We start from the raw sequence: 15,573 nt of genomic DNA on the forward strand, positions 1-15,573 counted from the left end.
CATGCTGATTTTGTTTGTCTACGCTATCCCCAGTAACATCATTCGATCTGAAACCTAATCATACAAGGAGTGGATTAGATGACAGTCAAAAGCACACCGCTAAATGCGGTAAACGCCCATAAGCAATATAGCGAAATGGCCGATACCCCTAGTGTTCAGCGTACACAGGTTCAAAGTAAACAGGTTCAAAGCGAACAGGTACAGGATGCCTACCCGTCGCGTTTAACCAATACACCTGAGAGAACCTGGCTGCCGCGTCAAGAAGCGGTCGTGAAAGGTCGTCAGCTTTCCGGCCCTTTAAGCCAGGCGCAGCTTGATGAGTTCGAGCGCAAAGGGTTTCTGTTTATTCCCAACCTCATTGAAGGCGCGGAGCTTGATGAGCTGCGTCAAGAAATGACGGCGTTGATGAGTAACGATGAGTACCGCAATAAAGAATTCAGCGTGACAGAGCCAGAAAGCCAGGAAATCCGCTCACTCTTTGCGGTGCATTTCCTCTCTGAACGCTTGGGTGAGCTGGCCAGCGACGAACGGGTAGCGGGCGCTGCGCGTCAAATTATTGGCGACGACCCCTACGTGCATCAGTCGCGGATCAATTATAAGCCGGGGTTTGCCGGTAAAGGCTTTAACTGGCACTCCGATTTTGAAACCTGGCACGCGGAAGATGGCATGCCAGCGATGCACGCGGTGAGTGCTTCGCTGATCTTGACCGACAACCACGAGTTCAACGGGCCGTTAATGCTGATTCCCGGTTCACACAACAAGTTTGTGCCGTGCCTGGGGGAAACGCCGGAGGATAACCACAAAAGCTCGTTGAAAGCGCAGGAAGTGGGCGTGCCAAGCCCTGAAGCGCTAACCGAGCTAGTGGCTGAACACGGTATTGAAGCGCCGAAGGGTAAAGCGGGCGGCTTGCTGCTGTTCGATTGCAATACGCTACATGCGTCGAATGCCAACCTTTCGCCTGACCCACGTAGCAACGTGTTCTTTGTTTTTAATCGTCGCGATAACCGTTGTGAGGCGCCCTATGCAGCAGCTAAGCAGCGCCCTGACTTCTTGGCTCACAGCCTTGACCAGCAGGCGCAGCAGTATCGCTAACGAGTGGTGGGGGAACAAATTGATGGCTGAAGGTTGTGGAACCTTCGTCTAGGTGGGGTAAACTGTTGCGCCTGTCGTTGCGAATGCGGCACGCATAATGAGAAGGAGAATACCCGCCATGCGTTTTGTTCTACAGTTCACCGATGGCCAGGAGTTTCCCCACGCGTTGGGCAAAGTTGTCTGCATCGGCCGCAATTATGCCGACCATGCGAAAGAGTTGGATAATCCAGTTCCTACAGAGCCGTTGCTATTTATTAAACCGGCTACCAGCGTCGTGGATCTAAGCAAGCCCTTAGATCCGCCGTTTTCACGGGGGGATGTTCATTATGAAGCAGAGCTTGCTCTGTTAGTGGGCGAAACCTTAACCCATGCCACGATGGATGAAGCCGAGCGGGCGATTGTCGGTATCGGCTTGGCGATGGATTTAACCCTACGTGATGTGCAGACGACGCTTAAAGAGAAAGGCCATCCTTGGGAAATCGCCAAAGCCTTTGATGGCGCCTGCCCGCTTTCGTCGTTTTTGCCATTAAGCCGGGTGCCCAACTGGAATGCGCTGGCTTTCACGCTTGAAATTGACGGTGAAGAGCGCCAGCACGGCGAGGGGGCTGATATGATTTTTGCTATCCCGTCCCTGGTGGCCGAAATGAGCCGCCACTTTACCTTAGAGCCGGGTGATGTGATTTTGACCGGTACGCCATCAGGCGTTGGTAAACTCGTTCGCGGCTCGTCACTGCGCTTAACCTTGACCGGTGGTTTGGAAATTGAAACCAGCGTAGTCGAGTAGTTAAACAAGTGGCGAGACCATTGAGGTATATGTTGAGTACGCCATTACCAAGGTTATTGTAAATTGTGACGACCAAAAGAAGCGCCACCCCGCAAATTCAGGGTGGCGTTTCTTGTTTTAGCCGACAAAAACGTTCGCAGCCAATGTTCGCTATAGGGCCAAGTGGCTCAAACCGCGTTACTCAAGATACGTGTAGCCTTCTAGCCCTTCGCTCAAGCTTGCCGCAAAGCGGGCTTGTTCATCCGCCGTAAAGCCGCTGGCGGCTAGCTGGTCGGTGAGCTTTTGCTTAAGGACGTTGGCATTGAAGTTGACGTAGGCGAGCACTTGGGCCACTGAATCCCCCGCCAGCGGGTTGGAGAGCGTCCACTCGCCATCGGCATTAAGCGCGGCATCGACAGAGTCGGTATCGCCAAACAGGTTGTGCAGATCGCCAAGAATTTCCTGATAGGCGCCTACCAGAAAGAACCCTAACCAGCGCTCGTCATCAGATGCCCACTCGGGCAGTGGCAGGGTACTCTCTACGCCCTGGCCATCGACATAGCTGTCGATGCGGCCATCGGAGTCGCAGGTAATATCTTGAATCACTGCACGGCGCGTTGGTGCTTGATCCAGTCCGCTGAGGGGCAGCACCGGGAAAATCTGCTCAATGCCCCAAACGTCAGGCACCGATTGGAACAGCGAGAAGTTGACGAACAGCTTGTCGGCCAGCTTCTCCGCGAGCTCATCCATAATTTCGCGATGGGCACGGTTGCGAGTGTCAAGCTGAGTGCGCAGCCGCGCGCAGGCAGCCATGTAGACGCGTTCGCCTTCCGCGCGGGCGGTAATGTCACTCAGGCCCATCACAAAACGATCCTGCAGTTCGCTTACTGCCTGAAGCAGGTCGTGCCAGGCTTCCACTAGCATGCGTGGCTCTTGGTGCGTTGCCAACTGCTCAAATACCCGCCAGAGAAGCTCTACTTGGGCATCTTCCTGGCTCTCTTCTTGGCCCTCTCCTAGGGAATAGCGATCAGGCGGCGTGTCATCAATACGCTCTTCGCCAATCACGTTGGTGATCAGCACCGCGTGGTGGGCGGTTAGCGCACGGCCGGATTCGCTGATCAGATGCGGCTGGGGCAGGTCGGCCTCTTGGCATAGCTGGGCAAAGGCATTAACGACATTGCGCGCGTATTCGCGCATCGAGTAGTTGGCCGAGCAGAAGCTGCGCGAGCGGGTGCCTTCGTAGTCAATTCCTAAGCCGCCGCCTACGTCCACGGTATCGATGGGCGCGCCCAGCTGCATCAGGTTTTGATAGAAGCGGGCACACTCGCGCAGACCACGCTGAATATCGCGAATATTGGCGATCTGGGAGCCCAAGTGGAAGTGCACCAACTGCAAACTTTCCAGGGCGTCCTCACGACGAAGGGTGTCTACCACCTCGAGAATTTGGCTGGCGGTCAGCCCGAATTTGGATTTTTCACCGCCGGTATTCTGCCATTTACCTTTGCCCACCGAGGCAAGGCGGGCGCGCAGGCCAATACGCGGGGTAACGTCGAGCTCGCGGGCCTCTTCCAGGATCATCTGCAGCTCGGAGAGCTTCTCGACCACCAAATAGACCTTATGGCCGAGCTTCTCCCCCAGCAGCGCCAGGCGCACGTACTCGCGGTCTTTGTAGCCATTACAAACAATCAGCGAGGAGCCGCCATCGGAAAGCGCCAGCACCGCCAGTAGTTCCGGTTTGCTGCCCGCTTCCAGCCCCACGCGGCCACTCCCGCGCTCGGCGGTGGCCAGAATCTCTTCCACTACGCGGCGCTGCTGGTTCACTTTGATGGGGTAAACGGCGGTGTAACCACCTTGATAGTCGCAATCACTCATGGCGGCATCAAAGGCGCCGCACAGCTGTTCGACCCGGTCATGGAGAATATCGCTAAAGCGAACCAGCACCGGGAGGCGTAGACCGGCGCTTTGTAGTTGACGCACCAGCCCACTCAGCGGCAGCGCCGGGCCTTCTGCATCGCTACCCAGCGGACGGACCAGGGCTTGGCCGTGGTCATCGACATCAAAGTAGCCGCTGCCCCATTGATCGATATTCCAGGTGCGCCGAGCGCGCAGCGCAGGGCTAGTTGTGGCCGTCACACTCATGCAGTTACCTCAGGCAGCGGCAGCGCACCGTGGGCGATGCGCGCCGTTAAAATAGTACGGAAACGCTCCGGGTCGTGGGGCGTTAAATCATGCGCTGGCGGGTCAACGTAAACCACCAGCAGGCGCGATAACCAATAACGCAGCGCTGTCATGCGCAGCATGGTGGGCCATAGCTCGCGCTCATCCGTCGTTAATGGTCGGCGTGCCAGATAGGCGCTCAATAGCGTGCCGTAGCGCTCTGCGTTAAGCGTGCCGTCGTCGTTGGAAGCCCAGTCGTTGATCACAATCGCCAAGTCGAACAGCAGGTCGCCTGTGCAACCGTTATAAAAGTCGATAATACCGCCCAACTGATCACCCTCAAAGAGGGTATTGTCGCGGAAAAGGTCTCCGTGCAGAGCGCCTTGCGGCAGTTCATCGTGCTGAATAAAGGCGCCCTCAAAATCGTCGACTTGATCCTTCATCAAGGTTTGGTCTGCCGGGCTTAAATAGCTCAGCACCTTGTGGTGCATTACATGCAGCCAGTTGAGATCCCGCGGGTTCGGGCGGTGGCCGGGAAAGCGTTTTGAGACCACATGCAGGCGGCCCAGGGTATCGCCCAGGGCGTGGCACTGCGCCAGGTTGGGCGCTTCCGGATGACGACCGGGCAGGCGCGGAAACAACAGCGCCGGTTTACCTTCCAGGCTGTGCAGCGCGATACCTTCGCGGTCATGTACCGTGCCGGGCACCGGCAGGCGGTGCTCGTCTAAATAGTCCAGCAGTTCCACAAAGAACGGCAGCTCTGCGTGCTCGCCCTGTTCGAACAGGGTCAAAACCAGCTCGCGACGGTCAGTGGTCACAAAAAATGTCGAATTTTCTGTGCCGCCCGCCACTCCCTGTAGGGAAACGAAGCTGCCAACATCAAATTTTTCTAAGAACGCGGCGACCTGTGCGTCGCTAAGCGGGGTGAATACAGCCATGAATGTCTCGCCCAGGTTGCTAAGCCCATTATTGTAGCGGCTTGGTAGCTCAGTTGGCAGCGTTGTTGTCACTGTAAATGTGGCAGCACCAGTTTGGCCCTGCAGGCAGCCCGCGCAACGCGTATTATGTGAGCAACTATTTTCAGTACTCTTTTCGACACTCTCTTCAGCACTTTTTCAACAATGGAACTTGGTTATGGCTCGCGCTCCGATCGTTCTCGTCGATGGCTCCTCTTACCTTTATCGTGCGTTTCACGCGCTGCCGCCGCTTACGACCTCTAATGGTCAGCCTACCGGCGCGGTGAAGGGCGTGTTGAACATGCTCAAACGGCTGATCAAGGATTATCCGCAAAGCCCGATGGCGGTGGTATTCGATGCCCCAGGCAAAACCTTCCGCGATGACATGTACAGCGACTACAAAGCGCATCGCCCGCCCATGCCGGATGACCTGCGCAGCCAGATCGCGCCGCTGCACGCCTGTGTAAAGGCGCTGGGCCTACCGCTGCTATGCGTTGAAGGCGTCGAGGCAGACGATGTGATTGGCACCCTGGCGCACCACGCGACCCAGGCAGGGCGCGATGCGGTGATCTCTACCGGCGACAAGGACATGGCGCAACTGGTCAATGCCCACATCACGCTGGTCAACACCATGAAGGATGAAACCCTGGACGAAGCGGGCGTGGAGGAAAAGTTCGGCCTGCCGCCTGCGCTGATTATCGATTTTCTCGCCTTGATGGGCGACAAGGTCGATAACATTCCCGGCGTACCCGGCGTGGGTGAAAAGACCGCTATTGGTCTGCTGCAAGGGATGGGCGGCGGGCTGGATACTATTTATAGCGATTTAGAGCGGGTAAAAACGCTCACCTTCCGCGGGGCGAAAACCCTGCCCAAGAAGCTTGAAGAGCATCGCGATCAGGCGTTTCTCTCCTATCAGCTGGCGACCATTAAGGTCGACTGCGATCTGCCGGTGGGCCTGGATGACCTGGATATTGCTCATCCCGACCGCGAAGCGCTAGTAACGCTGTATAAAGAGATGGAATTCCGTCAGTGGTTGGGTGAACTGCTGGAAGGCAAAGACGAAGGCGTCGATGACGTTAAAGGCGGCGAGCCTGCGCCCGCCAGCGCTGAAGCGACAGAGAGCGATGCCGAGGGTTCGAGCGCTGTTGCTAAAGGGGCTGCTCGTGTAGATCACGTCATTCTCGAACAAGCGGAATTTGAGCGCTGGCTGGAACGGCTACATGGTGCCGAGCGCTTCTGCTTCGATCTTGAAACCACCAGCCTCAACTACATGGATGCGGAAATTGTCGGCATCGGCGTGTCGCTGGAAGCGGGGGAGGCTGCCTATATTCCGGTTGCCCACGATTACCTGGATGCCCCCCAGCAGCTTGACCGCAAAGCGGTGCTGGCCGCGCTAAAACCACTGTTGGAAGACCCAACCAAAACCAAGATCGGTCAAAACCTCAAATACGATATTTCGGTGCTGGCGAACTATGACATTGCTGTCGTCGGCCCGTTTGCCGACACCATGCTGGCCTCCTATGTGCTCAACTCCACCGCCACGCGCCACGATATGGATTCGCTAGCGCTGAAGTATCTGGGCGAAAAGACCATCTCCTTTGAAGACATCGCCGGCAAGGGCGCCAAGCAGCTGACGTTTAATCAGATTGCCCTGGAACAAGCCGTGCCTTACGCCTGCGAAGATGTCGATATCACCCTACGACTGCAACAAACGCTGCGCCCCCAGGTCGAAAACGAAGGGCGCTTGGCGGAAGTGCTGGATCATATCGAGCTGCCGTTGATCAAGGTGCTCTCGCGCATTGAGCGTAACGGTGTGGCCGTGGACGCCGAGCGACTTCACGAACAGAGCCAGCAGCTGGATCAGCGTATTCGCGAACTGGAGCGCGAGGCCTTTGAACTCGCCGGGCGTGAATTCAACCTGGGCTCGCCCAAGCAGTTGGGGGAGATTCTGTTTGAAGAGCAGAAGATTCCGGTACTCAAGAAAACGCCTAAAGGCGCGCCCTCCACCGCTGAAGGGGTGCTGGAAGAGCTGGCGCTGGATTACCCGCTGCCCAAGGTCATCATGCAGCACCGTGGCCTTGCCAAGCTTAAATCCACCTACACCGATAAACTGCCGCGGCTGCTCAATAAAGCCACAGGCCGGGTGCACACCAGCTACCACCAGGCGGTTACCGCCACCGGGCGGCTGTCGTCATCAGACCCGAACCTGCAAAACATCCCTATTCGTACCGAAGAGGGGCGCAAAATTCGTCAGGCATTTATTGCCCGCCCTGGCTATCGGATTGTCGCCGCCGATTACTCGCAGATCGAGCTGCGCATCATGGCCCATCTTTCCGAAGATAAAGGCCTGCTGGAGGCGTTTGCCGAAGGACGCGATATCCATACCGCAACCGCGGCGGAAGTCTTCGGTACCTCCCTTGAAAAAGTCTCCGGCGACCAGCGACGCAGCGCCAAGGCGATCAACTTTGGCTTGATTTACGGCATGAGCGCCTGGGGGCTGGCGCGCCAACTGCGTATCGAACGTAATCAGGCCCAGACCTACATCGATCGCTATTTCGACCGCTACCCTGGCGTGGCGCGCTACATGGAGCGCATCCGCTCCCAGGCAGCGGAAGATGGCTTTGTTGAAACCGTGCTAGGTCGGCGGCTTTACCTGCCAGAGATTCAGTCACAGAACCGCAACCGTCGCCAAGGCGCCGAGCGCACCGCGATCAACGCGCCGATGCAGGGCACGGCTGCCGATATCATTAAGCAGGCGATGATCAACGTGGATGCGTGGCTGGAAGAGGGCGAGTTCGACGCACTGATGGTGATGCAGGTGCACGATGAACTGGTGTTTGAAGTGGCGGAGAAGCAGGTCGAGGCGTTTATCAAGCAGGTGCAAACACGCATGCAGGGCGCAGCTGCGCTAAAAGTGCCGCTGATTGTCGAAGCGGAGAGCGGTGCCAACTGGGATGAAGCCCACTAACGCCCCAGTGTAACTATTGCCATAAACAAAAACCCCGCAGCCAGTGGCTACGGGGTTGGGCTAATCGGGCTGGTTAGGCTTAACGCCAGCCGACGCGATCAAAGATGCGGATAGCTTCAGGGTTATTGGTACCCAGTACGCTGATGTTAACGTCGTCCGTTTTGAAGTTGCCCCAGGATTCCAGCACCGGGTCTTTCTTCACGCCTTCAACCACCGGGAACTCATTGTTGCCGGAAGCAAAGATCTCTTGAGCGGTGTCTGAGGCCAGGTACTCAAGGAAGCGGACGGCGTTTTCGCGGTTAGGCGCGCCTTCCACAACCCCGGCGCCGCCTACGTTCACGTGGGTGCCGCGGTCATCCTGGTTGGGAAAGATGATCCCCACTTTGCGGGCGGCTTCGCGCTCGGCATCGTCGTCAGATTTCAGCAGGCGCACATAGTAGTAGTGGTTCGCGACCGCGATATCGCACTCGCCGCTGGCCACACCCAGAATTTGGTCGGTATCACCACCTTCCGGGTCGCGCGCCATATTATTCACCACGCCCTGGGCCCACTCTTCAGCACCCTCTGCGCCGTGGTGCTCAATCATGGCCGCCAGCAGTGACTGGTTGTAAATGTTATTGGACGAGCGGATGCACACCTTGCCTTCAAACTGCGGGTCGGCAAGATCTTCGTAGCTGGTAATCTGGCTAGGGTCGAAGTTTTCGCGGTTGTAATAAATCGCCCGGGCGCGCTGGCTAAAGCCAAACCACAGGCCGTCAGGGTGGCGCATGGCTTCGGGCAGGCGCTCATTAAGCACATCGGACTCGACGCTCTGGAAGATGCCTTCGTCTTCCGCGCGCCACAGACGGCCTGCATCGACGGTAAGCATCACATCTGCGGGGCTTGCCACGCCTTCGCGCTGAATGCGCTCGATCAACTGGTCGGAGTCGCCTTCCAGGATGTTGACTTCGATGCCGGTCTCTTCGGTGAACGCATCGTAGAGACGTTCGTCAGAGTCATAGTGGCGCGCGGAGTAGAGGTTGAGTTCATCTGCAGCGACCTGACCAGCAAACGTAGCGCCCACCATCATCGCTGCCATTGGAGCAACAAAGCGTACAGTTTTCATCAAGCACATCCTTATTTATTGAATGATAATAAGTTGCATTATTAACATCGTTATTGAAGCGTTTTGACTGCCTGACGTCAAGGCTTAGCATCTACGTAAAAGGTGTTACGTGCATAACCAGTGAATAAAAAATAGAATGCAAACAACTTTCAAACGTATTAAATCCGCGTTTAGGTTTTGACAAGCGCGGTTTGCGTACCTGAATCGTGTTAATTAACTGTGGTGATATATGACAGCAACCCTCAAGGTCGCCCCGATGGCGCCCAGTACAACGGCGTTGTCCCTTCACAATGTGTGCCATGCCTATGACGGCCATGCGGTTGTCAAAGGGGTGGATTTAAGCGTTGCACCGGGTGAAGTGGTTTGCCTGCTGGGCCCCTCCGGGTGCGGCAAGACCACGCTGCTGCGCATTGCAGCGGGGCTGGAAGTACTGCAAGAGGGCAGCGTAGCGCTGGAAGATATGACGATTGCTGCGCCGGGCCAGCGCCACATGCCGCCGGAAAAGCGCAATGTAGGGCTAGCGTTTCAAGACTCGGCGCTGTTCCCCCATCTCACCGTGCTGGAAAACGTTACCTTTGGGCTTAAGCACTTGGCCTCCGCTCAGCGCCGCGAGCGGGCCAAGCAACTGCTTGAACAGCTGGGCATGGCTGGGTATGTCGATGTCTACCCCCACATGCTCTCGGGCGGGCAGCAGCAGCGGGTAGCCCTGGCGCGTGCGCTGGCGCCGTCACCGCGTCTGATGCTGTTGGATGAACCCTTCTCAAGCCTGGACGCGCGCCTGCGCGACCGTATCCGCGACGATACGCTGCACGTATTGAAAAAGGTCGGGGCGGCGACGCTGCTGGTGACCCATGACCCTGAAGAGGCCATGTTCATGGCAGACCGCATCGCGCTGATGCGCGATGGGCGAATCGTGCAGACAGGAACACCGCGAGAGCTTTACTGCGCGCCGCAAGACCCCTTTGTGGTGACCTTTTTCGGCGATGTGAATGAGCTGCAGGGCAAGGTACACAACGGCATGGTGAGCACACCGGTAGGGCGGGTGCCTGCGGTGGGGCTAGCTGAAGGCAGTGATGCTCAGGTAATGATTCGCCCCGAGGCACTGCGTATTGTAGAGCGCGACCTGCCGGCGGATGCTCATCGCCATAGCCATGTGGTCATGGCGAAGCTGCTGGGGCGCACTAGCCTATTGCACCTGTGTGCCCATGGCGAGAATGGCCTTGAAGCCCACCTGCACGCCCGTGTACCTGGGGTATTTCTACCCGCGGAGGGGCAGCCGGTGGATATTCACCTCGATCTTTCCCAGGTGTTTGTTTTTCCGCTCTCTACCTAGGGTTTCGTCAGGAGTTAGCGCCGGGGCGCGAACGTCGCATGGCCATGCTAAGCAGAATCACCGGCAGGATGCCGACAACCACAATCGCCAGTGACGATGTCGATGCCTCGGCCAGCCGCTCGTCGGAGGCCAAATTGTGCGCCCGAACCGCCAGCGTGTCGAAGTTAAAGGGGCGCAGAATGATCGTGGCTGGCAGCTCCTTCATCACGTCGACAAAGACCAGAATTCCCGCCGCCAGCAGGCTGCTACGCATCATCGGCGTATGAATATGGCGCAGCGTGCCACCTGCCGTCTGGCCTAGGGTGCGTGAGGCGGCATCCATGCTCGGCGTTACCTTGCCCAAGCTGGCTTCAACCGCATTGAACGAGACAGCCAAAAAGCGCACCACATAGGCGTACAGCAGAATAAACGCCGAGCCACTGAACACCAGGCCGATAATGTAGCCGTAGTGATTATTCAGCCAGGTATTCAGTGCATTATCCAACCAGGTAAACGGAATCAGAATACCCACTGCGACAACCGAGCCGGGAATCGCGTAGCCCATGGAGGCGACTCTGGCAGCCACCCGAGCAAACGTCGTATCGTGCATGCGCACGCCATAGCTCAGTACGACTGCCAGGCCCACGGCGATTAGCGCAGCGACGGTTGCCAATCCCAGGCTGTTCCAGGCGTAGCCGATAAAGCGCGAGCCCCACAGCGAATCGCCCCCCTGCAGCGCTAGATTAAGTAGAATGCCGCTGGGCAGTAAGAAGCCCACCAGCACCGGTAGCAGGCACGCAAGCGTCGCCGCCACGGCGCGCCAGCCGTGCAGCGCATACTCAGGCAGTTGCTGATAGCGGTTGGTGGTATGGAAATAGCGGCGCTTGCCCCGTGACCAGCGCTCCAGCAGCACTAAAACAATCACGAAGGTAAGCAGGCATGCTGCCAACTGCGCCGCCGCGACTTGTTCGCCCATGCCGAACCAAGTGCGGTAAATGCCGGTCGTAAAGGTATCGACGCCAAAGAACTGCACAGCGCCAAACTCGTTAAGCGTCTCCATCAATACCAGCGATACGCCGCCCACCAGCGCCGGGCGTGCAAGCGGTACGGCGACGCTGGCAAACAGCCTCCAAGGGCCGCGGCCAAGCGTGCGGCCCACATCCAGTACACATACCGACTGCTCCAGGAATGAGGCGCGAGCCAGCAGGTAGACGTAGGGGTAAAGCACCAGGGTAATGACCGTTGCCGCGCCGCCCAGCGAGCGCACATTAGGAAAGTAATAGTCGCCATACTCCCAGCCAAACGTCTCGCGTAGCAGGCTCTGGAGCGGGCCAGCGAATTGGAGGAAGTCGGTGTAGGCATAAGCGATGACATAGGTAGGCACCGCCAGGGGCAGCAGCAGCCCCCACTCGAACAACCGTTTGCCGGGAAAGCGACACATCACCACCAGCCAGGCGGTGCCGGTGCCGATAACCAACGTGCCGAGGCCCACGATCACCACCAGCCAGAACGTATTGTTCAGGTAGCGACCCAGCACCGTGCTAGCCAGGTGCTGCCATACGCCATCGGTAGGCATCGCGATATGGGCAAACACCACCAGCACTGGCAAGGCAACCACGAACGCCACCGCGATCAAGGCTATCGACCAGGGGCTAGCACGACGGCGAAGCGAAGAGGTGGCGGCGGATAGCCCGCGATAGCTGGATCTGAACAAGCGAACACTCCTTGCATTGACGGAAAGCAGTAGTGGAAAGCCGGAAAGTAGCGCAGCAAACATCTAATGCGAATCACTGGCGGGCGTGAATAGTAGCATTGGCGCTGTTCTACTGCAGCTTTGCAGGTCAGTCGCCAATGCAAAAATAAGCCCGCCGAAGCGGGCTCATAATGGTTGAACGTTACACTTTAATGTAGGACGGCTTAGTAACCACCTAACATCATTCTAGGCAGCCCGGTAATTAACCAGGGGAAGAACGCCATCAACGTACACGCCAGTACAATCAACGCCACGAAGGGCACGACCGCTTTGTACAGATCGACGATTTCTACCCCCGGTGGCGCCACGCCTTTCAGGTAGAACAGTGCATAGCCAAAGGGCGGGGTGAGGAACGAGGTCTGTAATATTACTGCTACCATCACTACGAACCAGAGCATATCGACGCCCATGGTTTCGACGATGGGCAGCATGATCGGAAAGCTCAGCAGTACGATGCCGGTCCAGTCCAGGAACATACCCAGCACGAACACCAAGAACAGCATTAGGATCAGCGCGCCCACCGTGCCACCAGGCATCGCCAGCACCAGCTCGCTGATCACGGTCATGCCGCCGCCGCGGGAGAACACGCCGGTAAAGGCGGTGGCGCCGACTAATACCAGCATGACCATGGTGGTGGTTTTGCCGGCTTCTATCATCGTCCAGAAGCAGGTGCTTATTTTGCGATCACCAAAAATCAAAAACAGAATGAACGCGATAAACACGCCGATGGCCGAGGCCTCGGTCGCCGTGGCGATACCGGTAAACAGTGCACCCAGCACGCCCAGAATCAACGACATGGGGGGAACCACATACTTGGCCAGCATGATCAGCAGCTGTTTGGTACTGACTTCGGCGCGCTCTTCCGCTGGCACCTTGGGGCCGTAGTGGGGTTTGAGATAGCAAATGATCAATACGTAGAGCGCATACATGACACCGAGCAGCAGGCCGGGAATCAACGCACCCGCGAACAGCGCACCCACCGATACCGGCGAATAGCTAGCCATCAGGATCAGCATGATACTGGGCGGAATCAGAATGCCCAGGCAGCCGCTGGCCATAATGACGCCCGCGCTCAGCTCCTTGTTGTAGCCATACTTGAGCATCGGCACCAGGGCGATCATGCCCATGACGGCAATCGAGGCGCCGACAATGCCGGTGGTGGCGGCGAGCAGCACCGAAACGATAACCACGGTAAGTGCCAGGCCACCGCGCAAGTTAGCCAGCAACAGCCGCATGGCATCAAACATCTTCTCGGTGACGCCGGAGTCGTTCAGGAACCTTGCCATCAAAATGAACAGCGGTATCGCCACCAGGACATAGTTGTCCATGGCGTTACCGAAAATATTGTTAATCAGGGTGCCGAGGATACGCTCCCCAGGGCCTAGAAAGGCGCCAATAACCGCGACACCACCCAGCACAAATGCCAGCGGATGGCCCATAAACAGGCCCACCATCAGGCCGCCAAACATCACCAGCGTGAGCATTTCAGGACTTAGGTTCATGCTGATGTCTCCTCGCGAAGCTGCATGATGGCACGCAGTACAATGGCAATTGCCTGTAGCAGAATCAGGATAGCGGCGACCACAATCACGCCTTTAATCGGGTAGACCGGGATTGAGACCATGCCATAAGTGGTTTCACCGCGGCTCCACGCGCGTTCAAAAAAGCTCCAGCCCAGGGTGATCAGCATCCAGATAAACGGCACAAAGAAAATTAGATAACCGAGCACTTCAAGCACGGCTTGCTTTCTACGCGATAGCAGCCGTTTCAATACGTCGACTTCCACGTGGGCATGGTGGCGGAGTCCGTAAGCCGCCATCAGCATGAAATGGGCGCCAAACAGCATCTTGGTCACGTCAAAAGCCCAGTCGCTAGGGCGCCCAAACAGAAAGCGTGACGCAATATCGTAAAGAACAATCAGGGTAATGATGGCAATCAATGGCGCGATGACGCGCCCAAAAGCTTCATTGATAGCATCGATCGCCTTGGCAATCGCATTCATGGAAGATCTCCGCGGTCAGCACAAAAAAACCGCCCCGGTAAAAACCGAGGCGGCACAGAAGCGCCTTACAGGCAGGCTTCGATCTCTTCCAGTGAGGGCAGATTGTCCATCACGCGGCTCATATTGTAAGGCGCGGAAACATCGCGCCACGTCGCGTAGTGCTCAAGGTAGGCAATCATGGATTGGTAAACCTTGGCGTGGTCAGGGTCTTCGCAAGCACCGCGCAGAATGACGTCATTGGTGACTTCCTGAATGCGCGCCAAGTCCTCTTCAGAGAACTGATTGATCGTGACACCGGCGTCAATAAACTTCTGCGTGGCTTCGGTGGACTGACGTTCAGACCAGGCTAGCGACCATGCCATGGTGGCGTCCGCCGCAATACGCAGGGTTTCTTGGGTCTCTTCTGAGAGCGCGTCCCACGCATCTTTATTGATCATTACGCCAAATACGCTGGCCGACTGGTGCCAGCCCGGGGTTGCCCAGTAGTCAGCCACTTCGGAAAAACCGGCGTTAAAATCAACACCAGGGGTCGAAAACTCACCCGCATCGATAACGCCGCGTTCAATGGCTTGGTAGACTTCACCACCTGCCAGAGTGACCTGTGAGCCGCCTAGCTCTTCGAGTACGCGGCCCTGATCACGACCCGAAAGGCGCAGACGCTTGCCTTCTAAATCGGCAATGCTTTCAATCGGGGTGCGGCCCATAAAGCCGGACTCATTGTTGGTAATGCCGTAGGGGAGATACACCATGTTGAACTGGCCATAGATCTCTTCATACAGCTCACGGCCGCCCCACTGCTGAATCCAGTTAAGGTAGTCAACGCCATTAAACAGGCTGGTAGTGGTGGCCAGTGGCGAGAAGGCGGGGTTTAAGCCTGCCCAGTAGCCCGGCCAGTCGCCTGCGGCTTCGATGCTGCCCGTTTCTGTGGCGTCAAATACTTCGGTGCCAGGCATTAGTGTGCCGCCTGCGCGGAAATTGATCTGTAGCTCTTCGCCCGCCAGTTTATTGACCAGTTCCACCCAGTGCTGGTCAATCTTGATTAGATCAAGGTTTTCCGGCCAGGTAGTGGTCATTGTCCACTCTTCTTGTGCTTGTGCGGTGGTTGTTAACGTAGCGAAAGCAATACCGGCAGCCAGGCCGGTGAGGGCGAATTTGGTCATTTTTTTCATGATGTATTTCCTGGTTTGGCTTGTGGCGTTATTAGTGTTGGTTACCTGAAGTCAGGAAAGTGCAGTGCTACAGGGTTACGTTTACGTAAACAAGGGAATTTAAGCGCTACAGAGCTAAACTAGCACACCAACCCCGCTGCAGCGCAATATCAGTAATGTAAGAAAGCTCTTCCATAGTTTATTAAGTAAATTTTATATATGTAAATAAAACAGACAGTTATAGGGTTTTTGAATGTTGAGATGAGTCGTAAAGTAGTACAGAAACGTTGAAAGTAGTTAAATTGTTCAACCAAAGT

At 56.7% G+C, this 15,573-nt stretch carries 11 protein-coding genes; 4 read left to right on the forward strand and 7 right to left on the reverse strand.

Annotated elements, in window-relative coordinates:
- The first annotated feature begins 78 nt into the window (after positions 1 to 78).
- Both thpD and V8L71_RS07195 read left to right on the forward strand, forming a co-directional pair.
- Positions 79 to 1,092: an ectoine hydroxylase gene (gene thpD, locus V8L71_RS07190; RefSeq protein WP_336273650.1), complete on the forward strand. Its 1,014-nt coding sequence runs from the start codon at positions 79 to 81 to the stop codon at positions 1,090 to 1,092.
- A gap of 118 nt (positions 1,093 to 1,210) precedes the next feature.
- Complete coding sequence (locus V8L71_RS07195) at positions 1,211 to 1,876, forward strand: fumarylacetoacetate hydrolase family protein (protein ID WP_101147605.1); 666 nt, start codon at positions 1,211 to 1,213, stop codon at positions 1,874 to 1,876.
- Between the two features lie 177 nt (positions 1,877 to 2,053).
- Here the strand turns inward: V8L71_RS07195 and speA are convergent, their stop codons facing one another.
- Positions 2,054 to 3,994, reverse strand: a complete 1,941-nt coding sequence (gene speA / locus V8L71_RS07200) for a biosynthetic arginine decarboxylase (protein WP_176302286.1) — start codon at positions 3,992 to 3,994, stop codon at positions 2,054 to 2,056.
- Entirely contained in the window at positions 3,991 to 4,950 is a 960-nt protein-coding gene (locus tag V8L71_RS07205; RefSeq protein ID WP_336273651.1) for a homoserine kinase, read from the reverse strand. Before V8L71_RS07205 ends, speA begins: the two co-directional genes overlap by 4 nt.
- Before the next feature lie 196 nt (positions 4,951 to 5,146).
- On the opposite strand from V8L71_RS07205, the gene polA reads away from it, so the two are divergent.
- Positions 5,147 to 7,936: a DNA polymerase I gene (gene polA / locus V8L71_RS07210; protein WP_336273652.1), complete on the forward strand. Its 2,790-nt coding sequence runs from the start codon at positions 5,147 to 5,149 to the stop codon at positions 7,934 to 7,936.
- 79 nt (positions 7,937 to 8,015) lie between these two features.
- Here the strand turns inward: polA and V8L71_RS07215 are convergent, their stop codons facing one another.
- Positions 8,016 to 9,041: a Fe(3+) ABC transporter substrate-binding protein gene (locus V8L71_RS07215; RefSeq protein WP_101147601.1), complete on the reverse strand. Its 1,026-nt coding sequence runs from the start codon at positions 9,039 to 9,041 to the stop codon at positions 8,016 to 8,018.
- Between the two features lie 229 nt (positions 9,042 to 9,270).
- On the opposite strand from V8L71_RS07215, the gene V8L71_RS07220 reads away from it, so the two are divergent.
- The gene (locus V8L71_RS07220) at positions 9,271 to 10,374 is read left to right on the forward strand and encodes an ABC transporter ATP-binding protein (protein ID WP_336273653.1); all 1,104 of its coding nucleotides are present in this window, start codon (positions 9,271 to 9,273) and stop codon (positions 10,372 to 10,374) included.
- Positions 10,375 to 10,381: 7 nt separating this feature from the next.
- On the opposite strand, the gene V8L71_RS07225 is transcribed toward V8L71_RS07220, so the two are convergent.
- From V8L71_RS07225 to dctP, 4 genes are all read right to left on the reverse strand, one after another.
- Positions 10,382 to 12,067 (reverse strand): ABC transporter permease, encoded by a 1,686-nt coding sequence (locus V8L71_RS07225; RefSeq protein WP_336273654.1) that lies wholly within the window; start codon positions 12,065 to 12,067, stop codon positions 10,382 to 10,384.
- Between the two features lie 203 nt (positions 12,068 to 12,270).
- Positions 12,271 to 13,608 (reverse strand): TRAP transporter large permease, encoded by a 1,338-nt coding sequence (locus V8L71_RS07230; protein WP_336273655.1) that lies wholly within the window; start codon positions 13,606 to 13,608, stop codon positions 12,271 to 12,273.
- Positions 13,605 to 14,108 (reverse strand): TRAP transporter small permease subunit, encoded by a 504-nt coding sequence (locus V8L71_RS07235; protein WP_008957595.1) that lies wholly within the window; start codon positions 14,106 to 14,108, stop codon positions 13,605 to 13,607. The genes V8L71_RS07230 and V8L71_RS07235 overlap by 4 nt, the downstream gene beginning before the upstream one ends.
- 65 nt (positions 14,109 to 14,173) lie before the next feature.
- A complete protein-coding gene (gene dctP / locus V8L71_RS07240; RefSeq protein WP_336273656.1) occupies positions 14,174 to 15,277 on the reverse strand; it encodes a TRAP transporter substrate-binding protein DctP in 1,104 nt (367 codons plus the stop codon).
- Positions 15,278 to 15,573 lie beyond the last annotated feature (296 nt).

Source organism: Vreelandella indica (assembly GCF_037070225.1).
GTDB lineage: Bacteria > Pseudomonadota > Gammaproteobacteria > Pseudomonadales > Halomonadaceae > Vreelandella > Vreelandella arctica.